This window comes from Microbispora sp. H10836 (assembly GCF_012999525.1).
Lineage (GTDB): Bacteria > Actinomycetota > Actinomycetes > Streptosporangiales > Streptosporangiaceae > Microbispora.
Genome location: NZ_JABBWU010000019.1, coordinates 112,670 through 134,580, shown reverse-complemented (window position 1 = coordinate 134,580; position 21,911 = coordinate 112,670). Strand labels below are relative to the sequence as shown.

General features: G+C 72.1%; 21 protein-coding genes. 14 read left to right on the top strand and 7 right to left on the bottom strand.

What is annotated here, in order from left to right:
- Nucleotides 1–12 precede the first annotated feature (12 nt).
- The 3 genes from HHX30_RS30120 to HHX30_RS30110 all read left to right on the top strand — a co-directional run bounded on the left by HHX30_RS30120 (nt 13) and on the right by HHX30_RS30110 (nt 3,571).
- Nucleotides 13–846 carry an alpha/beta fold hydrolase gene (locus HHX30_RS30120; RefSeq protein WP_169985967.1) on the top strand — a complete coding sequence of 278 codons (834 nt, stop codon included), beginning with the start codon at nt 13–15 and terminating at the stop codon, nt 844–846.
- 218 nt (nt 847–1,064) lie between these two features.
- Nucleotides 1,065–2,291, top strand: coding sequence for a CaiB/BaiF CoA-transferase family protein (locus tag HHX30_RS30115; protein WP_169985965.1), 1,227 nt, complete (start codon nt 1,065–1,067; stop codon nt 2,289–2,291).
- 215 nt (nt 2,292–2,506) lie between these two features.
- On the top strand, nt 2,507–3,571 hold the full coding sequence (locus HHX30_RS30110) for a lytic polysaccharide monooxygenase (RefSeq protein ID WP_249350592.1): 1,065 nt from the start codon (nt 2,507–2,509) through the stop codon (nt 3,569–3,571).
- Nucleotides 3,572–3,960: 389 nt separating this feature from the next.
- Here the strand turns inward: HHX30_RS30110 and HHX30_RS30105 are convergent, their stop codons facing one another.
- On the bottom strand, nt 3,961–4,659 hold the full coding sequence (locus HHX30_RS30105) for an ElyC/SanA/YdcF family protein (protein ID WP_311922922.1): 699 nt from the start codon (nt 4,657–4,659) through the stop codon (nt 3,961–3,963).
- Nucleotides 4,660–4,664: 5 nt separating this feature from the next.
- On the bottom strand, nt 4,665–5,660 hold the full coding sequence (locus tag HHX30_RS30100) for a COX15/CtaA family protein (protein ID WP_311922921.1): 996 nt from the start codon (nt 5,658–5,660) through the stop codon (nt 4,665–4,667).
- A gap of 124 nt (nt 5,661–5,784) precedes the next feature.
- Here HHX30_RS30100 and HHX30_RS30095 point away from each other — a divergent pair, with 124 nt between their 5' ends.
- Nucleotides 5,785–6,495, top strand: a complete 711-nt coding sequence (locus HHX30_RS30095; RefSeq protein WP_169985962.1) for a GntR family transcriptional regulator — start codon at nt 5,785–5,787, stop codon at nt 6,493–6,495.
- A gap of 22 nt (nt 6,496–6,517) precedes the next feature.
- Here the strand turns inward: HHX30_RS30095 and HHX30_RS30090 are convergent, their stop codons facing one another.
- The 3 genes from HHX30_RS30090 to HHX30_RS30080 form a co-directional block, all read right to left on the bottom strand.
- Complete coding sequence (locus HHX30_RS30090; RefSeq protein WP_169985960.1) at nt 6,518–7,429, bottom strand: DMT family transporter; 912 nt, start codon at nt 7,427–7,429, stop codon at nt 6,518–6,520.
- A gap of 88 nt (nt 7,430–7,517) precedes the next feature.
- A complete protein-coding gene (locus HHX30_RS30085; RefSeq protein ID WP_169986050.1) occupies nt 7,518–8,234 on the bottom strand; it encodes an ABC transporter permease in 717 nt (238 codons plus the stop codon).
- A gap of 56 nt (nt 8,235–8,290) precedes the next feature.
- The gene (locus HHX30_RS30080; RefSeq protein ID WP_169985958.1) at nt 8,291–9,247 is read right to left on the bottom strand and encodes an ABC transporter ATP-binding protein; all 957 of its coding nucleotides are present in this window, start codon (nt 9,245–9,247) and stop codon (nt 8,291–8,293) included.
- Nucleotides 9,248–9,547: 300 nt separating this feature from the next.
- Here HHX30_RS30080 and HHX30_RS30075 point away from each other — a divergent pair, with 300 nt between their 5' ends.
- From HHX30_RS30075 to HHX30_RS30030, 10 genes are all read left to right on the top strand, one after another.
- Nucleotides 9,548–10,306, top strand: a complete 759-nt coding sequence (locus tag HHX30_RS30075; RefSeq protein ID WP_396705823.1) for a helix-turn-helix transcriptional regulator — start codon at nt 9,548–9,550, stop codon at nt 10,304–10,306.
- Nucleotides 10,303–11,715 carry a Fe-S cluster assembly protein SufB gene (sufB, locus tag HHX30_RS30070; protein ID WP_169985954.1) on the top strand — a complete coding sequence of 471 codons (1,413 nt, stop codon included), beginning with the start codon at nt 10,303–10,305 and terminating at the stop codon, nt 11,713–11,715. Before HHX30_RS30075 ends, sufB begins: the two co-directional genes overlap by 4 nt.
- Nucleotides 11,715–12,839 carry a Fe-S cluster assembly protein SufD gene (sufD, locus tag HHX30_RS30065; RefSeq protein WP_169985953.1) on the top strand — a complete coding sequence of 375 codons (1,125 nt, stop codon included), beginning with the start codon at nt 11,715–11,717 and terminating at the stop codon, nt 12,837–12,839. Before sufB ends, sufD begins: the two co-directional genes overlap by 1 nt.
- Complete coding sequence (locus tag HHX30_RS30060; RefSeq protein WP_169985951.1) at nt 12,836–13,165, top strand: non-heme iron oxygenase ferredoxin subunit; 330 nt, start codon at nt 12,836–12,838, stop codon at nt 13,163–13,165. Before sufD ends, HHX30_RS30060 begins: the two co-directional genes overlap by 4 nt.
- Before the next feature lie 7 nt (nt 13,166–13,172).
- Nucleotides 13,173–13,925: a Fe-S cluster assembly ATPase SufC gene (sufC, locus tag HHX30_RS30055; protein ID WP_169985949.1), complete on the top strand. Its 753-nt coding sequence runs from the start codon at nt 13,173–13,175 to the stop codon at nt 13,923–13,925.
- Nucleotides 13,925–15,187, top strand: a complete 1,263-nt coding sequence (locus HHX30_RS30050) for a cysteine desulfurase (RefSeq protein ID WP_169985947.1) — start codon at nt 13,925–13,927, stop codon at nt 15,185–15,187. Before sufC ends, HHX30_RS30050 begins: the two co-directional genes overlap by 1 nt.
- A 3-nt stretch (nt 15,188–15,190) precedes the next feature.
- Nucleotides 15,191–15,628 (top strand): Fe-S cluster assembly sulfur transfer protein SufU, encoded by a 438-nt coding sequence (gene sufU / locus HHX30_RS30045; protein WP_169985945.1) that lies wholly within the window; start codon nt 15,191–15,193, stop codon nt 15,626–15,628.
- A gap of 67 nt (nt 15,629–15,695) precedes the next feature.
- Complete coding sequence (locus tag HHX30_RS30040; protein ID WP_169985943.1) at nt 15,696–16,085, top strand: metal-sulfur cluster assembly factor; 390 nt, start codon at nt 15,696–15,698, stop codon at nt 16,083–16,085.
- 373 nt (nt 16,086–16,458) lie between these two features.
- Nucleotides 16,459–17,970 carry a DEAD/DEAH box helicase gene (locus HHX30_RS30035; RefSeq protein ID WP_311922920.1) on the top strand — a complete coding sequence of 504 codons (1,512 nt, stop codon included), beginning with the start codon at nt 16,459–16,461 and terminating at the stop codon, nt 17,968–17,970.
- A gap of 223 nt (nt 17,971–18,193) precedes the next feature.
- On the top strand, nt 18,194–20,029 hold the full coding sequence (locus HHX30_RS30030; RefSeq protein ID WP_169985942.1) for an alpha/beta fold hydrolase: 1,836 nt from the start codon (nt 18,194–18,196) through the stop codon (nt 20,027–20,029).
- Here HHX30_RS30030 and HHX30_RS30025 read toward each other — a convergent pair.
- The gene (locus HHX30_RS30025; RefSeq protein WP_169985939.1) at nt 19,987–20,946 is read right to left on the bottom strand and encodes a carbohydrate ABC transporter permease; all 960 of its coding nucleotides are present in this window, start codon (nt 20,944–20,946) and stop codon (nt 19,987–19,989) included. The two genes, HHX30_RS30030 and HHX30_RS30025, sit on opposite strands and share 43 nt — an antisense overlap.
- Nucleotides 20,946–21,860 (bottom strand): carbohydrate ABC transporter permease, encoded by a 915-nt coding sequence (locus HHX30_RS30020; RefSeq protein ID WP_169985937.1) that lies wholly within the window; start codon nt 21,858–21,860, stop codon nt 20,946–20,948. Before HHX30_RS30020 ends, HHX30_RS30025 begins: the two co-directional genes overlap by 1 nt.
- Nucleotides 21,861–21,911 lie beyond the last annotated feature (51 nt).

The following is a 21,911-nucleotide window of genomic DNA, read 5'->3' as shown; positions in this document are numbered from 1 at the left end:
AAGAGAACATCGATGAACGACGCCGAGATCAGGACGCTCCAGGTCCCCGGGGCACGCCTGCACTACGAGATCCGGGGGACCGGACCGCTGCTGCTGATGATTCCCGGCGCGCCCGCCGACGCCGGGGCGCTGGCCGGGCTCGCCGCAAGCCTGTCCGACCGCTACACCGTCGTCACCTACGACCAGCGCGGTCTGTCCCGCAGCCTCCTGACGGGCCCGCCCGCCGACCAGGACGTCGCGGTCTTCGGCGAGGACGCCTACCGCCTGCTGGCCGCCCTGGGCGACGAGCCGGCCAACGTGCTGGGCAACAGCGGCGGCGCGCTCACCGCCCTGGACCTCGCGGCCCGCCACCCCGGGCGGGTGCGTGCCCTGGTCGTGCACGAGCCGCCGATCCCCGAGCTGCTGCCCGGCCGCGAACACTGGCGGGCGGCGTTCCAGGACGTGTACGACACCTACCGCGACCAGGGCGCGGGTCCGGCGATGCAGAAGTTCGCCGCCACCGTCGCGGGAGAAGGCGACGCGCCCCCCGCGATGCCCGATTTCGCCCAGATGCCGCCCGAGGCGCTGGAGATGATGGGCCGCATCCAGCAGAACCTCGATCACTTCTTCTCCCATGTGCTGCTGCCCGTGCTGCGCTTCGAGCCCGACGTCACCGCGCTGCGCTCCGGCCCCGTGCCGGTCGCCGTGGGCGTCGGAGCGGCCTCGGGCGACGGGGTGCCCGCCTCGTCCGCCAGGGTGCTGGCCGAACGGCTCGGCGTCGAGCCGCTCGTCTTCCCGGGCGACCACCAGGGCCTGGCGCTCGACGTCGCCACCTGCGCCGAGATCATCCATAAGGCGCTCGGCTGACCCCGCCGGCGGGCCGGGGCGCGAGCGCCCGCGCCGCCCCGGCGCCCCGCCTCCGTACCCGCCTCCGTGCCCGCGTCCGCCGCCGTAGGCTGACGTCGGCGCGGAGGCCGTACCCGCCCGGTCGGTGCCGGGGGCGTACGGGCATCCCGCGCCCGCTGCCCCACCCAGCTCGCCCGGGGACGAAGGCGACCCCGGCTGACGCAAGGATCGGAGTCACCGTGTCCGGACCGCTCGACGGAGTGCTCGTCGTCGATCTGACCCGCGCCCTCGCCGGGCCGCACGCCGCGATGATGCTGGGCGACCTCGGCGCCCGCGTCGTCAAGGTGGAGAACCCCGGAGGCGGGGACGACACCCGCGGCTGGGGGCCGCCTTTCGTGCAGCCCGAGACGGGCGACCGCGAGTCGACCTACTTCCTGTCGGCCAACCGCAACAAGGAGTCGATCACCCTCGACCTCAAGGACGACGCCGACCGGGAGGTGCTCACGGGCCTGCTGCGCCGCGCCGACGTGCTGCTGGAGAACTTCCGGCCCGGCACGCTGACCCGGCTCGGGTTCGGCACCGACGTCCTGGCCGAGCTGAACCCGCGGCTGATCACGCTGTCGATCAGCGGCTTCGGGCACGACGGACCGGAGGGCGGCCGGGCGGGCTACGACCAGATCGCCCAGGGCGAGGCCGGGCTGATGTCCCTGACCGGGCCGGGGCCGGACGACCCGCAGCGCGTCGGCGTCCCGATCGGCGACCTGCTGGCCGGCATGTACGGCGCCTACGGCGTGCTGGCCGCGCTGTTCGAGAGGGAACGCACCGGACGCGGGCAGGTGGTGCGCACCTCGCTGCTCGCGGCGATCGTCGGCGTGCACGCCTTCCAGGGGACGGCGTGGACGGTCGCCGGCCAGGTCGGGCGGCCGCAGGGCAACCACCACCCGTCGATCGCGCCGTACGGGCTGTTCCGCTGCAAGGACGGATCGGTGCAGCTGTCGTGCGGCAGCGAGTCGCTGTGGCGCCGGCTCTGCGGTGAGTTCGGCCTGGACCCCGAGGCGCCGGGCATGGCGACCAACGGCGAACGCGTGGGCAACCGGCAGCGGGTGATCGAGCTGATCGAGGACGCCTTCGCGGAGCATCCCGCCGAGGAGCTGCTGGCCCGGCTGGCCGCGGCGGGCATCCCGGCCGGCAAGGTGCGCACGATCGACGAGGTCTACGCGTGGGAGCAGACCCTGTCACAGGGGCTGCTCGTCGACGTCGAGCACGCCACCCTCGGCCGGCTGCGACTGCCCGGTCCGCCGCTGCGCTTCTTCACCCCCGGCCCGGACGGCGAGACCGAGACCACCCGCCGCGAGCACGCCGCGCCGCCCGTGCTCGACGCCGACGGAGCGGCGATCCGCGCCGAGGTGGCCCGGGGCGCCGACGGCGCCCCCCAGCGGGACCGGCCGAGCTCAGCCGACGCCTGAGCGGGCGCCCGGGCCGTACGGCCTGTCCGCTCTTGGCCCGGGCGGCCCGCGCGTGCTTCAATCACTGTGCGCGGTGGCCACTTGATGGGTGGGCTCCAGGAGGGCGTGTGGCGATGCCGCATGCGTTCTTCTCGTACGACAGCCCCTGACGGCGCGACCTTCCCCGGAAGGCGTGCCCGCCCATCATGAGGAGAACTTCAGTGCAATCCCCGCGTTTGAGATCGCTGTCCCTGAGATCCGGGCGCAAACTCGCCGTGCTCGCCGCGGTGGCGGCCGTGCTCGCCGGCGTCGTCGCGGTCCTGACGCAGACCGCGGCCGAGGCGCACGGCGCCCTGCAGGCCCCGGCGAGCCGCACGTACGCGTGTTACACCGACGGCCTCACCGGCGGCCAGATCATCCCCAACAACCCCGCCTGCAAGGACGCCGTGGCGGCCGGCGGCACCCAGCCCCTCTACGACTGGTACGGCGTGCTCCGCTCCGACGGGGGCGGCCGCACCCGGGGCTTCATCCCCGACGGCCAGCTGTGCAGCGGCGGTTTCAGCAAGTACGCCGCCTACGACGCGCCCAGGACCGACTGGCCGACCACCACGCTCAAGGCGAACAGCATCTACAACTTCGTCTACGGCGCGTGGGTGCCGCACCCCGGCGGCTTCAAGCTCTACGTCACCAAGGACGGCTGGAACCCGACCAAGCCGCTGACGTGGGCGGACATGGAGGAGCAGCCGTTCCTCACGGTCGACCCCGAGCCCGCGGTCAGCAACGGCGCCTACCGCTTCTCCGGCAAGCTGCCCGACAAGAGCGGCCGGCACATCATCTACGCCGTCTGGTACCGGTCCGACAGCCAGGAGACCTTCTACGGCTGCTCGGACGTGAACTTCCTCCGCGACGGCGTCTCGCCCAGCCCTTCGCCGAGCCCTTCGCCGAGCGCGTCGCCCACGAGCAGCCCGTCGCCGAGCCCCGCGGCCTCCCCGACGTCCGGCAACCCGGCGTGCACGGCCACGGTGAAGCTGACCAACACCTGGCAGGGCGGCTTCCAGGGCGAGGTCACGATCAAGAACACCGGCACGAGCCCGCTCAACGACTGGTACGTCCAGTGGGCGATGCCGCTGGGCACGACGCTCACGCAGGCGTGGAACGGGACGTCCATGCAGAGCGGGCCGTTCATGATGATCCACGCACCGGAGTGGAACAAGTCGCTGGCCCCGGGCGCCTCGGCCACGGCCGGGTTCCTCGGCAGCGGCTCGGCCACCCCGTCGATCAGCGACATCAGCTGCGGCTGACGGCTTCCCGCGACGCCGGGCGGACGGGCACCGCCTGATCCGCCCGGCACTCGCCGGGGGCCTTGTGGCCGCGCCCCGGCGCCGGGTGCCTGGGAGACGCCCGGGGAGGCCGTCGCGGCGGCTCCCCGGGCGTTGCGCGATGGGTGGGCGGAGGAGGATCCGCCTCTCGTACCCGCGGTGCGATAGCCACTGTGGGTGTGGCCTCACCTCCCTCTGGGGATGGTGGGAGCGCTCCCACATGACCCGGACCCTAACCCGCCGCGTCGCGCCGGACCAGCGGGCCCGCCCCGGCGGGCCCTGCCCGCCCAGTTCACGGCCCGCCGCGCGATGAAAGTTTCGCGGCGGGCATCCCTCGGATGCCTCTCACGGCCGCTCGTGGGAGGCGGGAGTCAGCGGTCCAGGGCGTGGTCGAGCGCGGTCTCGCGCCGGCCGAGGAACCGCGGCGAGGAGCGCAGCACCAGGCCGTCGACCAGTCCCTTGGCCGAGGCCGGGAACTCCCTGACGGTGTAGGCCATCGTCTCCACCGGCCAGTCGCGGCTTGAGTCGTCGCCGACCCCGAACGCGTCCAGCCCGGCCGTACGGCACAGCGCCACGGCCCGGGGGAGGTGGAACACCTGGGTCACGACGACGAGACGGGACGCGCCGAAGATCTCCTTGGCCCGTACGCAGGAGTCCCAGGTGTCGAACCCGGCGTAGTCGAGGACGATCCTGTTCGCGGGCACGCCGCCGGAGAGCAGGTAGTCGCGCATCACCGAGGGCTCGTCGTAGTCCCTGCGGCTGTTGTCGCCGGACAGCAGCAGGGCCCGCACCCTGCCCGTGCGGTACAGCTCGGCCGCGATGTCGAGCCGGGCGCGCAGCATCGGGGTGGGCTGCCCGCCACGCACGCCCGCGCCCAGCACGAGCGCGGCCGGCATCGCGGGCACCTCGGCGGTCCAGCGCGTGCCCGGCTCGGCGGTCACCCGGTGGCCGGCGCTCGTCAGCCAGGCCCAGGTCATCGGCGCCAGCGGCAGCACGCTCAGGGCGACCAGCCCCTGGAAGGCCCGGCGCAGGGCCGTACGGGACCAGGTCCAGGGGCGTAAGGCTCCCACCGGGGTCAGACCCCCGCGTGGTGGAGCTCCTGCTGCTCGGGCGCGGGGACGGGCGCGGGGCCCCGGGTCCGCATCAGGAACACGACGCGCAGCGCGCAGATCCACACGAGCGTCGCTCCCAGCACGTGCAGGAGCACCAGCGCCGCGGGGACGGCGAGGAAGTACTGCACGTAGCCGACCACGCCCTGGGAAAGCTCCACCGCGAGCAGCACGAGCGCGGCGCGCCGGGCCGGGCCGGGAGAGTCGGTGACGCGCAGGGCCAGCAGCAGGGCGAACGTCAGCCCGACGACGACGTAGGCGATGTCGGTGTGCAGCCGCACCACGCTCTGGATGTCGAAGCCGAAGCGGGAGGCCGCGTCGTCGCCCGAGTGAGGCCCGGTGCCGGTCACCACCACCCCGGCGAGCAGCAGCGCGAAGGCGGCCGCGGCCAGCACGTACCCCAGCGTGCGGATCTCCTTGCGGACCAGCCCCTCCGCCGGGGCGTCGCCCTCGCCCGCCCGCGCGAACAGCACGACGGCGGCGGCGGTCATGCCGATGGACAGCAGGAAGTGGACGCTGACGGTCACCGGGTTGAGCATCGTGTGGACCACGAGCCCGCCCCACAGGGCCTGGACGACGACGCCGGCCGGCTGCACCAGCGCGAGCCGCAGCAGGACCGGGCCGCGCTCGCCCCGCGACAGCTTCCAGGCGGCGATCACACACGCGATCGCGACCGCGAGCACGAGGAACGACAGCAACCGGTTGCCGAACTCGATCGCCATGTTGAGGGGCGCGTGCGTGTCGATCCTCGCCGGCACGAAGCTGTCGGGCGTGCAGCGCGGCCAGGTCGGGCAGCCGAGTCCGGAGCCGGTGACGCGCACGGCGGCGCCGGTGACGGTGATGCCGACGTTGACCACGATCGCCGCCAGCGCCCACCGCCGCATCGACTCGTTCGTCGGGAACATGAACGAGCGGTAGAAGGCGAGCAGCCTGCCGCGGATCCGGTCGGTCGTGGGATTCACGGCATCAATCGTAGGTGGCCCTGTGGGTGGTCCCTTCTCCGGACCCCGCCGTCCGCGGTGATCATCTCCGCGGCCGGGCCGGTACGATCGGCCGTACGGGACCGAGGAGGGCGGTGGCCGGTCGATGGGCGGGGCGTGGGACGGACCGGCGGGACGCACGCGCGACGACCTCCGCGCACCGGGCGGGAGAACGCGGCAGGAGAACCTGCGCGAGCGGGTGGCGCAGGCGCTGCGCGACGCGCTGGTGGCCGGGGAGATGCGGCCCGGCGTCGTGTACTCGGCCCCGGCGCTGGCGGCGAGGTTCGGGGTCTCCGCCACACCGGTGCGGGAGGCCATGCTCGACCTCGCCAAGGAGGGCCTGTTCGAGGCGCTGCGCAACAAGGGCTTCCGGGTCGCGGAGGTGTCCGAGCGCGATCTCGACGAGATCATCGAGGTCAGGCGGCTGCTCGAGGTGCCCACGGTGGCCAGGCTCGCCGGGGAGACCCCGGCCGCGGAGGCCGAGGAGCTGCGCCCGCTCGCCGAGGAGATCGTCTCGGCCGCGGCAAGGGGCGATCTGCTCGCCTACGTGGCCGCCGACCAGCGGTTCCACCTCGCGCTGCTGGCTTTGTCGGGCAACGTCCGGCTGGTCGAGACGGTCAGGGACCTGCGCGCCCGGGCCCGGCTCTACGGGCTGCGCGGCCTGCCCGACCCGCGGCTGCTCGCGGCCTCGGTGCGCGAGCACCTCGACCTCCTCGACGCCCTCGTACGCGGCGACGCCGCGGCGGCCGAGAGCCTGATGAACCACCACCTCCGGCACGTACGGGCGATCTGGTCGGGCGGCCCGCCCGCGGCGTGAGCAGCGGCCGGAGCGGACCGGGTCAGCCGTCGCCCCGGCGCGTGGCGCCGATGGAGGCGACGACCACGCAGCCGATCGCCGCCCACTCGCGGACCTGGAGCACCTCGCCCAGGACGAACAGGCCGACGAGGGCGGCGACGGCGGGCTCCAGGCTCATCAGGATCCCGAAGACCCGCTTGGGCATCCGGCGCAGCGCCTCGAGCTCCAGCGAGTAGGGGATGACCGAGGAGAGCAGGCCGACGCCGGCCCCGATGAGCAGGATCTCGGGCCGCAGCAGGTCGCTTCCGCCCGCGGTGACGCCGATGGGCGCGATCACGACCGTCGACACGATCATGGCGAACGACAGTCCGCTGGCACCGGGGAATCGGGCGCCGGTGGCCTGGGAGAACACGATGTAGGCGGCCCAGAACGCCCCCGCCATCGCGGCGAACCCGATCCCCGCCCAGCTCGCGGTCCCCGCATCGCCCCAGGGGGCGAGCAGGACCACGCCGGCGGCGGCCAGCGCCACCCACAGCAGGTCGAGCCTGCGCCGGGAGGACACCACGGCCAGGGTGAGCGGCCCGACGAACTCGATGGCCACCGCGATCCCGATCGGCAGCCGGGCGAGGGCCTCGTAGAACGACAGGTTCATCAGGCCGAGGCTGAGCCCGAAGGCGACGCCGACGGCGAGGTCGCGCCGCGACAGCCCGCGAACCCGGGGCCGGACGACGGCCAGCAGCATGACCGCGCCGGTGGCGATGCGCAGGAACACCACGGCCGTCGGGGGAAGCTGGGTGAACAGGTTCTTGGCCAGCCCGGCGCCCACCTGGACCGACAGGACGGCCAGCAGCACCAGGCCCGGCGGTGGTATCGCGTCCGACGCGGCCCGCAGTGCCCTGCCCGGCGACGGCCTCATACGGTACGGCTCGGCCCCCGGAAGGGATTCAGCGGTCATGCCGGCGACCCCAGACTGCCATTGATCACGGACAACGCCCGCAATCATATGCAGGGGCCGTCAGGTCGCCGGTGCGGCCCCCTGGGGGTCATTCCCAGCGGAACGTGCGGGCGGCCAGGGCGAGCGCGGCCACCGTCCAGCACAGCAGCACGAGCAGCGCGCCGCCGGGGAATCCCCCGCCGGCGCTCAGGACGGTCCGCAGGCCGGAGGTGAGCGCGCTGATCGGCAGCAGTTCGAGCACGTGCCGGACGCCGGCGGGGAACCGGTCCAGCGGGAACAGCACGCCGCCGAGCCCGAGCAGCACCAGGTAGACCAGGTTGGCCCCGGCCAGCGTGGCCTCCGCCCGGAGCGTGCCGGCCATGAGCAGGCCGAGGCCGCTGAAGGCCGCCGTGCCCAGCAGCAGGAGCGGCACGGCCCACAGCGGATCGCCGTGCGGCGACCAGCCGAGCGCCAGCGCCACCGCGACGATCACCACGACCTGCAGCGCCTCCACGGCGACGACGGCGACGGTCTTGGCCAGCAGCAGCCCGGACCGCGACAGCGGGGTCGCGCCCAGGCGCTTGAGCACGCCGTACCGCCGCTCGAAGCCGGTCGCGATCGCCTGCCCGGTGAACGCGGTCGACATGACCGCCAGCGCGAGGATGCCGGGGGCGAGGAAGTCGACGCGCCTGCCGTCGCCGACGTCCACCAGCGGGGCCGCGCTGAAGCCGGCCAGCAGCAGGATCGGAATGATCATCGTGAGCAGGAGCTGTTCGCCGTTGCGCAGCGTGGCCCGGATCTCCGCGCCCGCCTGGGCGAGGACCATCCGGTGCAGCGGCGCGGCACCCGGCCGCGGCGTGAGGTCCAGCGTGGCGATCGTGGTCACCGCAGCTCCCTGCCGGTCAGTTCGAGGAAGACGTCCTCCAGCGTGCGCCGCTCGATGCGCAGGTCCTCGGTGGTGACGCCCTCGGTGGCGCACCAGGCGGTGACGGTCGCGAGCAACTGGGGGCCGACCTGCCCCTCGATGATGTAGTGCCCCGAGGGCGACTCCTTGGCGGCGCTGCCCGGCGGCAGCGCGGCCAGCAGTTCCTCCAGATCGAGTCCCGCCCGCGCGCGGAACCTGAGCTGGCGCTCGGCGCCGGTCAGCGACTCGGGCGTGCCCTCGGCCACCACCCGGCCGTGGTCGATGACCACCACGTGGTCGGAGAGCTTCTCCGCCTCGTCCATCTGGTGGGTCGTCAGCACCACCGACACCCCGGCGGCACGCAGGGCCGTGACGAGGTCCCAGCAGGCGTGGCGCGCCTGCGGGTCGAGCCCGGCGGTCGGCTCGTCCAGGAAGACCAGTTCGGGCCGCCCGATCACCGCCGCCGCGAGCGACAGGCGCTGCTGCTGCCCGCCCGACAGCCGCCGGTACGGCGTGCGCGCGTGCCCGGCCAGGCCGAGCAGGCCGAGCAGGGCGTCCGGGTCGAGCGGGTGGGCGTAGAACCGGGAGACCACCCGCAGCCACTCGCCCGCGCGGGCGGCGGGAGGCACCCCTCCCGTCTGCGGCATGATCCCCAGGCGCGGCCGGAGGGCGGGGTCGGCCGGGTCCAGGCCGAGCACGCGGACGGTCCCGCCGTCCGGCCGGCGGAAGCCCTCGCAGATCTCGATCGTGGAGGTCTTGCCGGCGCCGTTGGGCCCGAGGATCGCCGTGACGGCGCTCCGGGCGCAGGTGAGAGTCAGCCCGTCGACGGCCGTGATGCTCCCGTACCGCTTGACCAGCCCGTCGATCTCGACAGCGGGAGCGCCGTCGTCCGCGCCGCCACGCGTGCTGTCAAGCGTGCTGTCAACCCCCGGCACTCCACCGGCCTCCCCTCACGGACCGACCGCCAGAGCCGGCCGGATGCGGGTCGTCCTGGTCAGTCGTCGACGGCATCGAGTCTAGGGAGCGGGAAGCGCGCTCTCGTCGGTGAGTGCCGTCATTCCAGCCCCCGCAGGTAAAGGATGGGGAAAGGCCGCGTCGCCGCAGGTTAGGTAAGCCTTACCTGCGTGAGAAATTGCATTCCCGTGGACCTCGGCTAGGGTTTGTCGGCCGGGAAGGAATTACGGCACACTGATGTTGTGAAATACGTGCAGGGGAAGCAGAACGCCGAGAAGGCCGTGGTGACGCGGCCGGTTCCGGCGACCCCTGCGCACAAGGACGTCGTGAGCAAGGACATCGGCGCCGAGCGGGGGACCCGGGCCAGGGTGGCGCGGCTCATCCTGGAGCACGGTCCGGTGACCGCCGCGGCGCTGGGCGAGCGGCTCGGCCTGACTCCGGCCGCGGTCCGCCGTCACCTCGACGCACTGCTGGCCGAGGGCATGATAGAGCCCCGTACGGCCCGCCCGCGCGGCCAGCGGGGGCGCGGCAGGCCCGCGAAGATGTTCGCGATCACCGACGCGGGCCGCAGCGCCTTCGTCCACGCCTACGACGACCTGGCCGGCAGCGCGCTGCGCTTCCTGGCCGAGCGTCTGGGAGGCGAGGCGGTGTCGGAGTTCGCGCGGGCGCAGGTGTCCGGACTGGTCGGCCGGCTCGAGGCGCTCATGCGCGAGGTCCCGGCCGAGCAGCGGGTCCGCGTGCTGGCCGAGGCTCTGTCCACGGAGGGCTACGCGGCGTCGGCGTCGGAGACGGGCAAGGGCGGCGAGCAGTTGTGCCAGCACCACTGCCCGGTCGCGCACGTCGCGGCGCAGTTCCCGCAGCTGTGCGAGGCGGAGACCGAGGCGTTCGCCCGGCTGCTCGGCACCCCGGTGCAGCGGCTGGCGACGATCGCCAACGGCGACGGGGTCTGCACCACCCATGTGAGTTCACACGCGCTCGCCGCACGGCACGCGCGTACCGACCTATCGAGCACATCGACGAGCAAGGAGTCCGGAAGGTGACTGTCACCGACCGCCCGGAGCTGGAAGGCCTCGGGAATTACAAGTTCGGCTGGGCCGACACGGACGTGGCTGGGGCCACGGCCCGGCGTGGGCTGTCCGAAGAGGTCGTCCGCGACATCTCCGCGCTCAAGAACGAGCCGGAGTGGATGCTCGACCTGCGCCTCAAGGGCCTTCGGCTGTTCGGGAAGAAGCCGCTGCCGACCTGGGGCTCCGACCTCACGGGCATCGACTTCGACAACATCAAGTACTTCGTCCGCTCGACGGAGAAGCAGGCCGCGTCCTGGGACGAGCTGCCCGCCGACATCAAGAACACCTATGACAAGCTCGGCATCCCCGAGGCGGAGAAGCAGCGGCTCATCGCCGGCGTCGCCGCCCAGTACGAGTCCGAGGTCGTCTATCACAAGATCCGTGAGGACCTCGAGGAAAAGGGCGTCATCTTCGTCGACACCGACACCGGGCTGCGCGAGCACGAGGAGCTCTTCAAGGAGTACTTCGGCTCGGTGATCCCGGTGGGCGACAACAAGTTCGCCGCGCTCAACACGGCCGTCTGGTCGGGCGGCTCGTTCATCTACGTGCCGCCCAACGTGAACGTCGAGATCCCGCTGCAGGCCTACTTCCGGATCAACACCGAGAACATGGGCCAGTTCGAGCGGACCCTGATCATCGTGGACGAGAACTCCTACGTCCACTACGTCGAGGGCTGCACCGCGCCGATCTACTCGTCCGACTCGCTCCACTCGGCGGTCGTCGAGATCATCGTGAAGAAGGGCGCCCGCTGCCGCTACACGACGATCCAGAACTGGTCGAACAACGTCTACAACCTGGTCACCAAGCGCGCCGTGGCGTACGAGGGCGCGACCATGGAGTGGATCGACGGCAACATCGGCTCCAAGGTCACCATGAAGTACCCGGCCGTCTACCTGATGGGCGAGCACGCCAAGGGCGAGACGCTGTCGGTCGCCTTCGCCGGCGAGGGCCAGCACCAGGACGCGGGCGCCAAGATGGTGCACCTCGCGCCCAAGACGTCCTCCACGATCATCTCCAAGTCCGTGGCGCGCGGCGGCGGCCGCACGTCCTACCGCGGCCTGGTGCAGATCGACGAGGGCGCGGCCGGCTCGGCCTCGACCGTCAAGTGCGACGCGCTGCTCGTCGACCAGATCAGCCGGTCCGACACCTACCCGTACGTGGACGTCCGTGAGGACGACGTGTCGATGGGCCACGAGGCCACGGTCTCCAAGGTGTCGGAGGACCAGCTGTTCTACCTGATGAGCCGGGGCCTCGGCGAGGACGAGGCGATGGCCATGATCGTGCGCGGCTTCGTCGAGCCGATCGCCCGCGAACTGCCCATGGAGTACGCCCTGGAGCTCAACCGCCTGATCGAGCTGCAGATGGAAGGAGCGGTCGGCTGATGGGCCTGGAGACCAAACCGCTGTCGACGCTGCACGAGAAGGCGTCGTACGACGTGGCGGACTTCCCGGTGCCGACGGGCCGCGAGGAGGAGTGGCGGTTCACGCCGCTGTCGCGGCTCAAGGGCCTGCACAACGGCACCGTCGCCGTCACCGGCGGCGTCGTGGTGGACGTCGAGGCCGCGCCCGAGGTGCGCGTCGAGACCGTCGGCCGCGACGATGCCCGGCTCGGGAAGGCCTACACGCCGGCCGACCGGGTCAGCGCCCAGGCGTACTCGTCGTTCGAGAAGGCCACCGTCGTCACGGTGCCCAAGATGACGGCCGCCTCCCGGCCCACCGTGATCACCCTGCGGGGGTCCGGGGCGGGCGCCGCGGCGTACGGGCACGTCCTCGTGTCGGTGGAGCCGATGGCCGAGGCCGTGCTGGTCCTGGACCACCGCGGCAGCGCCGTCTACGCCGACAACGTCGAGTTCGACGTGGCCGAGGGCGCGACGCTCAAGGTCGTCAGCCTGCAGGACTGGGACGACGACGCCGTGCACGTCTCCCACCACCACGCGCGGCTCGGCAAGGACGCGACCTTCCGCTCGTTCGTGGTCACCCTCGGCGGCGACCTCGTACGGCTGTCGCCCTCGGTGTCGTACACCGCCCCCGGCGGCGACGCCGACCTCACCGGGCTGTACTTCGTGGACGCCGGCCAGCACCTGGAGCACCGCCTCCTGGTGGACCACAGCGTGCCCAACTGCCGCAGCAACGTGACCTACAAGGGCGCGCTGCAGGGCGACGGCGCCCACGCGGTCTGGATCGGCGACGTGATCATCCGGGCCGAGGCCGAGGGCACCGACACCTACGAGCTGAACCGCAACCTCATCCTCACCGACGGCGCCCGCGCCGACTCGGTGCCGAACCTGGAGATCCTCACCGGCGAGGTCGCGGGAGCGGGCCACGCGTCCGCCTCCGGCCGCCTCGACGACGAGCACATCTTCTACCTGCAGGCCCGCGGCATCCCGTTCGACGAGGCCCGCCGCCTGGTCATCCACGGCTTCTTCGCCCAGCTGCTGGAGAAGATCGAGGTGCCGGAGATCCGCGAGCGCGTCCTGTCGGCCGTCGAGGCGGAGCTGGCCCGATGAGCGCCGAGACCGTCCACTGGGAGAAGGTCTGCCAGGTCGGGGACATCCCCGACGGCGGCGTCCTCGGCCTGGAGGTCGGCGAGACGCCCGTCGCGGTTGTGCGGACCGGCGGCGAGGTCTTCGCCCTGCACGACGTGTGCTCCCACGCCGAGGTCCGCCTCAGCGAGGGCGAGGTCTACGACCACACCCTGGAGTGCTGGCTCCACGGCTCCTGTTTCGACCTGCGCAGCGGCAAGCCCACCGGGCCGCCCGCGACCAGGCCCGTCAACGTCTACCGTGTCAAGATCGAAGGCGACGACGTGTACGTCTCGCTCTCGAAGGAGTAAATAACTCGTGTCCACTCTTGAGATCCGTGACCTGCACGTCGCCGTGGGCGACAAGGAGATCCTGCGCGGCGTCGACCTGACGGTCCGCAGCGGCGAGACGCACGCCATCATGGGCCCCAACGGCTCGGGCAAGTCCACGCTGGCGTACGCCGTCGCGGGGCACCCCAAGTACACCGTCACCTCCGGCACCGTGCTGCTCGACGGCGAGGACCTGCTGGAGATGTCGGTGGACGAGCGCGCCCGCGCCGGCCTGTTCCTCGCCATGCAGTACCCGGTCGAGGTCCCCGGCGTCAGCGTGTCGAACTTCCTGCGCTCGGCGATCACCGCGGTCCGCGGCGAGGCGCCCAAGCTGCGCGAGTTCGCCAAGGAGCTGAAGGGGGGCATGGACGCGCTGTCCATCGACCCGGCCTTCGCCCAGCGCAACACCAACGAGGGCTTCTCCGGCGGCGAGAAGAAGCGCCACGAGATCCTCCAGCTGGAGCTGCTCAAGCCCAAGATCGCGGTGCTGGACGAGACCGACTCCGGCCTCGACGTCGACGCCCTGCGCGTCGTGTCCGAGGGCATCAACCGGTTCCGCGCCTCCGGTGACACCGGCGTGCTGCTGATCACCCACTACACCCGCATCCTGCGCTACGTGAAGCCGGACTTCGTCCACGTCTTCGCCGCCGGCCGCGTGGTCGAGGAGGGCGGCCCCGAGCTGGCCGACAAGCTGGAGGCCGAGGGCTACGAGGCCTACACCGCGAAGGCGGCGTCCGCCTGATGAGTGCGCCCGGCTTCGACGTGGAGAGGATCAGGAAGGACTTCCCGGTCCTCGCCCGCGAACTCCCCGGAGGCAGGCCGCTGGTCTACCTCGACTCCGGCAACTCCTCCCAGAAGCCGGCCCAGGTGATCGAGACCATGCGCGATCACCTGACCTGGCACTACGGCAACGTCGGCCGGGCGCTGCACGTGCTGGGCAGCGAGTCGACCGAGGCGTACGAGGCCGCGCGCGACAAGATCGCCGCGTTCGTGAAGGCCCCGTCGCGCGACGAGATCGTCTTCACCAAGAACGCCTCCGAGGCACTCAACCTCGTGGCGTACGCCTTCGGCAACCCCGTCGGCGAGGACGAGCGGTTCCGGATCGGCCCCGGCGACGAGATCGTCATCTCGGAGATGGAGCACCACTCCAACATCGTGCCGTGGCAGCTGCTCGCGCGGCGGACCGGCGCGACGCTGCGCTGGTTCCCCGTGACCGACGAGGGCCGCCTCGACGTCGAGGGCCTGGAGGAGCTGGTCAACGATCGCACGAAGATCGTCTCGATCACGCACCAGTCGAACGTGCTGGGCACGGTCAACTCGGTCTCGCCGATCCTGGCCCGCGCGCGCGAGGTCGGCGCGCTGATGATGCTCGACGCGTCGCAGTCGGTGCCCCACCAGCCCGTGGACGTGACCGAGCTGGGCGTCGACTTCGTCGCGTTCACCGGCCACAAGATGGTCGGGCCGTCCGGCATCGGCGTGCTGTGGGGCCGTCGCGAGCTGCTCGACGCCATGCCGCCGTTCCTCGGCGGCGGCGAGATGATCGAGGCGGTCTGGATGGACCGCTCGACGTACGCGCCGGTGCCGCACAAGTTCGAGGCCGGGACGCCGCCCATCGTCGAGGCCATCGGCCTCGGCGCCGCGGCCGACTACCTGACCGCCGTCGGCATGGACCAGATCAAGGCGCACGAGAAGGAACTCGTCGCGTACGCGCTGGAGGCGCTGCCGGAGGTCCCGGGGCTCAGGATCATCGGCCCGCGTACGCCCATCGCCCGAGGCGGCACGATCTCGTTCACCCTGGAGGGGATCCACCCCCACGACGTGGGGCAGATCCTCGACGACGTGTACGGGATCGCGGTCCGGGTAGGTCATCACTGCGCCCGGCCGCTGCACCTCAGGTTCGGAATTCCCGCGACCACACGGGCGTCTTTCTACCTGTACAACACGACGGCCGAGATCGACGCACTGGTCCGCGGCCTCCACCACGTGCAGAAGGTGTTCGGCTGAGCCATGATCGCTGAATCGATGTACCAGGAGCTGATCCTGGAGCACTACAAGCATCCCCAGGGCCGGGGCCTGCGTGACCCGTACGACGCCGAGGTGCACCACGTCAACCCGACCTGCGGCGACGAGGTGACGCTGCGGGTGAAGGTGGCCGACGGCGGCAAGGTGCTCGACGTGTCCTACGACGGCCAGGGCTGCTCCATCAGCCAGGCCGCCGCCTCGGTGCTGCACGAGCTCGCCACCGGCTCCACCGTGGAGGAGTCGCTGTCGGTCGTGGAGGAGTTCACCCGGCTCATGCAGGGCAGGGGCCAGGTGGAGCCGGACGAGGACGTGCTGGGCGACGCGGTGGCGTTCGCCGGTGTGGCGAAGTTCCCCGCCCGCGTCAAGTGCGCGCTGCTGGCGTGGATGGCTTACAAGGACGCGCTGATGAGGAGCCAGGGATGACCGGCGGCCTCCGTCGCGTTGGGAAGTACGGCGCCGCGCCGCGGGCGCCGAGAGGTGAGGAGACGACGTGAGCAAGCCGACCGAGACCCCGACGGGAACCGCGACCGAGGCGGCGACCGGGACCTACGACGGGGAGAGTTCCCTCGACGACGTGCTCGAGGCGCTGAAGGACGTCGTGGACCCCGAGCTGGGGATCAACGTGGTGGACCTCGGCCTCGTGTACGGCGTCAACCTCGACCCGGCCGGCGAGGGCGAGCGTCCCATCGCCACCATCGACATGACGCTGACCAGCGCCGCCTGCCCGCTGACCGACGTGATCGAGGACCAGGCCAACTCGGCGCTCGCCGACCTGGCCTCCAGCGTGGTCATCAACTGGGTCTGGCTGCCGCCGTGGGGCCCGGACAAGATCACTGACGAGGGTCGCGACCAGCTCAGGATGCTCGGCTTCAACGTCTGACCCCGGCGGCCTCCCGCCGGGCAGAACCCGCACCGTCCCGCCGCGTCCGCACGTGGCGGGACGCCGCGCTTCCACCCGCACGCGGACCGTGTCCCGGACCGGGGCGGCCGATGTGATGCGGGAATGCCGTACGATCGTTTTTTGCTCTTCCTTGTGCGACGTGAGTGAAAGGCGTCCGTGAGAGCCGCCGCCCGGCGGTCTCCACTTCTGCGGGACGCGTGCTCACGGCAATGTGCGGGCAGCAGGCCGTCGCAATTCCGGCCTGTGGCGCCCGTAGGCACGGCACGCCTGCCGTGCCTGTCCAGGCTCGTCCTTTCGCAGAAGTGACGCGCCCGCGTGTTCCGGCACGTCTTTCTCCGAAAGGCACGATTTCGTGACCATCTCTGCCCTCGACGAGGGCACGACCACCCCTGCCGAGTTCGGGACGCTGGGGCTGCCCAGACCGCTCGTGACAGGGCTCGCCCGGCAGGGCATCACCACGCCGTTCCCGATCCAGCGGGCGGCCATCCCCGACATCCTCGCCGGGCTCGACGTCCTCGGACGCGGCCGGACCGGTTCCGGCAAGACCCTCGCCTTCGGCCTGCCGACGCTGGCCAGGCTCGCTGGGGAGAAGTCGGCGCCCCGGCGGCCCCGCGCCCTCATCCTGGTGCCCACCCGCGAACTCGCCTTCCAGGTCGCCGCCACCGTCGAGCCGCTCGGCCGGGGGCTGTCGCTGCGCACCAGGACGGTCGTCGGCGGCATGCCGATGGGCCGCCAGATCGAGGACCTGCGCCGGGGGGTGGACGTCGTGGTCGCCACGCCCGGCCGCCTCACCGACCTGATCGAGCAGGGCGTCTGCGCGCTCGACGACGTCCAGATCACGGTCCTCGACGAAGCCGACCACATGTGCGACCTCGGCTTCCTCCCCGTGGTGAGCGCGTTGCTCGCGCGCACGCCCGCCGACGGGCAGCGCCTGCTGTTCTCCGCGACGCTCGACGGCGACGTGGACACGCTGGTCCAGCGCTTCCTGACCGACCCGGTGGTCCACTCGCTGGACCCGGCCACCTCCCCGGTCGAGACGATGGAGCACCACCTGATCCAGGTGCAGCGCGACGACAAGGCCGACGTGACGGCCGAGATCGCCAACCGGGACGGCCGTACGATCCTGTTCGTGCGCACCCAGCACGGCGTCGACCGGGTCGTCAAGCAGCTCGCCCGGGCGGGGGTCCGCGCGGGCGGCCTGCACGGCGGCAAGCGGCAGAACCAGCGCACCCGCATCCTCGACGGGTTCCGCCAGGGCAAGATCGGGGTGCTCGTGTGCACCGACGTCGCGGCGCGCGGCATCCACGTCGACGACGTGAGCCTCGTGCTGCACGTGGACCCGCCCGCCGACCACAAGAGCTACCTGCACCGGGGCGGCCGTACGGCCCGTGCGGGCGAGCGCGGCGTGGTGCTGACGCTGGTGCTGCCGAGCGAGCGTCGCTCCACCGAGTCGATGACCCGCAAGGCGGGGGTCGACGCGTCACGGCACCGGGTGGCGCCGGGCGACCCGGTCCTCAACGAGATCGCCGGGGCCCGGCGGCCGAGCGGCGAGGCCGTGCCCGTGTGGGAGCCCGACGTTCGCGCGCCGCTGCGGCCCGGACACGACGACAGGCAGCGGGACGACAAGCCGAGGGGCCGTCGCCGTTTCGGCGACCGTCCCCGCGGCGGCGACCGTCCCGGCGAGGGCGACGGCCGGCGCAGGTGGCCCGACCAGGGTGAGCGGCCCCGGGCGCCGTGGGCCGGTGACGGACACGGCGAGTCCCGTGGCGGGCGGGGCGGCGGTCACCCTCGTGGCCGGGCCGGCGGGCAGGCCGGGTACGGCGCGGGTGAAGGCGGTCGCGGCCGCCGGTTCACCGGCCGCTGATTCCACGTCTCCTCCCAACCACCGGGCCGTCCGTACGGGCGGCCCGGTGGCGTGTGGGGACGATCCTCACACGCGCTCCCCTAAAACCTTGGGGTACCTCTTGACGCGAACTATGTAGACCGGTCTAGTCTCCTCACGTGATCGAAACATCAGGAGCCGGGATCGGCGGGCGGCTCGTGGAGCCGGTGCCCGAGCTGGTCCACGAGGGCACGGAGGTCTCGTCGTGAGCGCCGCGGACAGGCACGCGCTGGTCCTGGGCGCGACCGGCTTCGTCGGCCGGCACCTGGTCCTCGCGCTCGGTCGGGCCGGCGTCCGGGTGAGCGCGGCCTGCCGCGGCCACGAGTCCTACCGGAGGCTCGCCCGGTGGCTGGCCGAGCACGGGCACGACGAGGCCCCGGCCGACCTCCGGGTCGATTTCGCCGGGCCGTCGCTTATCGACGGGGAGGCCGGCGACGTCACGGAGGTTTACAACTGCGCCGGCGCCTACCGGTTCGGCATGCCGGCCGACGAGGCCCGCCGGGCCAACGTCGACAGCGTCCGCGCGGTCGTCGCCTTCGCGGCGCGGCTGCCGCGGCTGCGCCGCCTCGTCCACGTCTCCGGGTACCGCGTGGGCGGGCAGGACCCCCGTCCCTGGAGCGAGGAGCAGCGGCGGGAGGCATACCGGGCCCTCGGCGCGTACGAGGCGTCCAAGGTGGAGGCGGACGCCGTCTTCCGGATCGAGGCGGAGCGGCTGGGTGTGCCCTGGTCGGTGGTCAACCCGGCCAGCGTGATCGGTGACAGCGTCACCGGCGAGGCCGGCCAGTACCTCGGGCTCGCGTCGACCCTGCGCGACCTCTGGCAGGGCGCTCTCGTGGCGGTTCCGGGGAACGCGGGGACGTTCGTCCCCGTGGTCGCGGTCGACTATCTCGCCCGGTTCATGACCCTGCTTCCGGGGGACGAGGCCGCCGAGCGCGCGTCCTACTGGCTGCTGGACGACGACACGCCCGCGCTGCCCGGCCTGATCGCGCTCGTCGCGGAGCACTACCGGGTCAGGGCGCCCCGCCTGCGGGTTCCGGTGCCACTGGTGAAGCGGCTGCCCCGCAGGCTCACGAAGGCCGATCCGGAGACGCTGACGTTCCTGTCGAGTGACCGCTATCCCACCGGCCCGGCGCGTGCCTTCGCGGCCCGCCATGGGCTGACCATGCCGGACACCGCCACGACGATCCGCCGCTGGGCCGACCACCTGGCGGCGAGCCGCTTCGGGGACGCCCCCACCGGAGGCAGGCGGTTCGTCGACGCGGGCGGGGTGCGGACGTTCGAGGTGGGCGAACCGGGCGCGCCCACGGTGGTGCTGCCGGGTCTGCCGGTCAACGCCGACACCTGGGCGCCGGTCGTCACGGCGATGGGCGACGCCCGTGCCGCAGACCTGCCTGGGCTGGGGATGAGCGCGGGAGGTCGCGACGACTGGCCGGCCTGGCTGACCGCTCTCGTGACCGGGACCGGCGCACGCCACCTGGTCGGTCACTCCATCGGCGCCGCCGCCGCGGTGGAGGCCGCGGCCGCCCATCCCGGCGCGGTGGACCGGCTCACGCTCGTGGCGCCGTTCTTCCTCCAGGCACGCCCCGCTCCCGCCGCCCGTTCCGCACTCGCGGCCCGCTGGTATCTCGGCCGGGTCCGTCCCACTGCGCTGGCCGAGCGGCTCACCGGAGACCCGGCACACGCGCCCGCACTCCGTTCGAGCGTGGCCGACCTGCGCCGCGGCGCCGCCGCCACCGCCGCCCGGCTCCTGGCCGCCGCGGCTTCACCGCGGTGGCGGGCGAGCCTGCGGGCCGGGCTGGCGCGCTACCCGGGGCACGTGCACGTCGTCGTGGGCTCCCGCGACCCTCTCAGCCCGGAAGGACGGGCCCTCGTGGACACGCTGCCCCGGGTCACCGTGACGGTCGTCCCGGACGCGGGTCATCACCCCCAGCTGACGCACCCGGAGGAGGTCGCCGAAGCCGTCGGCGCGGACAACCCCTCTCCGGGCGCGCGAGCCGTTCAGCCCTTCAGACCGCTCAGCACGATGCCTCGGGTGAAGTAGCGCTGGAAAGCGAGGAAGAAGGCGATCGACGGCAGGGAGGCGAGCAGGCCGCCCGCCATGATCGCCCCTTGGTGCTGCGCGCCGGCGAAGTAGGAGTTGAGGCGGGCGAGCGCGACCGGGATGTTCGCCATCTCGTCGCTCTGCACGATGATCAGAGGCCACAGGAAGTTGTTCCATTCGGCGAGCACGATGAAGATCGACATCGCGGCGAGGGCCGGGCGCAGCAGCGGCAGCACGATCCGCCACCAGATGCGCCACTCCCCGGCGCCGTCGACGCGGGCGGCCTGGATCAGCTCGTCCGGGATCGAATGGAGGAACTGCACCAGGAAGAACAGCACGAACGCCTTGGCCAGCGCCGGGATGATGTAGCCCTGGTAGGTGTCCAGCCAGCCCAGGTTGCGCATGATGACGTAGTTCGGCACCAGGGTGGTCTGCCAGGGCACCATCATCGAGGCGACGATCAGCAGGAAGATCAGCCGCCGCCCCGGCACGCGGTGCTTGGTGATGACGTACGCCGCCAGCGAGGCGATCAGCAGCGACCCGACAGTGATCGCGACCGTGATCACCAGGCTGTTGAACATGAAGCGGCCGAACCCGAAGTCGACCTGGAACCGCTGGAAGATGCCCTGGAGATGGCCCGGATTGACCTGGGTGGGGGAGTAGCCGGGGTCGTAGAAGTTGTTCAGCGTGGGGTGCTCGGGCACGAACGACGGCGGTTGCCGGTTCAGCTCGGTCACCGGCTTGAACACCGTGATCAGCATCCAGTAGAACGGCGCGATCATGGTGAGCGACAGCAGGTAGAACGGCAGACGCAGCAGGTGCCCGCGCCAGGTGGTGCCCGACGCGGCGGCGGGCGCCCGCCGGGGTGCGACGGCGGGGTCGGAGACGATCGGCGTGGTCGTGGGGGCGGCGGCCATCACAGCTCCTTCAGGGCGCGGCCGATGCGGAGGTTGACCATGCTCAGGGAGAAGATGATCAGGAAGAGCACCCACGCGATCGCCGAGGCGTAGCCGAGCTTGAAGTGCGTGAAGCCCTGGTCGTAGAGATAGGGCACGATCATCAGGCCCGAGTCGAGCACGCCGCCGATGTTGTTTGTGCCCCGGAACACGATGTAGACGGCTTCGAAGACCTGGAAGGCCCCGATGAGGCCGGTCACGACCACATACGTGGTGACCGGCCGCAGCAGCGGCAGCGTCACCCGGCGGAACTGCTGCCAGGTGCCGGCGCCGTCGATGCGGGCCGCCTCGTAGTACTCCTGCGGGATCGTGTTGAGCCCGGCGACGTACAGGACCATGCCGTAGCCCATCCCGCCCCACACCGACATCAGCACGAGGATCGGGATCGTGAGACCCGGCGTGGCCAGCCACTCGACGGCCCTGCCCCCGAACCAGGCCGCGACGGTGTTGGCCAGGCCGAAGTCGCCCGGGTTGAAGACCCACTTCCAGAGCAGCATCAGCGCGATCGACGAGGTCACCGAGGGCAGGAAGAAGATCGTCCGCATGATGCGGTGCGGCCAGCTCGACCCGTTGAACGCCAGCGCGAGGCCGAGCGACAGCAGCGTGCCGATCCCGATCGACGCCACGACGTAGAGGAACGTGTTGCCCAGGGCGTGCCGGAACCGGTCGTCGTCGAACAGCAGGCGCCGGAAGTTCTCCAGGCCCTGGAACTCGGGGGCGTTCACCCCGTCGAACTTCGTGAAGCTGAGGTAGAGCGAGTTGACCAGCGGCCAGACCAGGAAGCCGGCGAACAGGCCGAGGAACGGCAGCAGCATCAGATAGGACGTGCCGTAGCGGCGCCATCGTCGCCGGGGCGCGGCGGTGTGGGTTGCCATGTCGTCTCCAGTCGAAGGGAAGCCGAGGACGGACCCGGGCCGGTGAGAGGT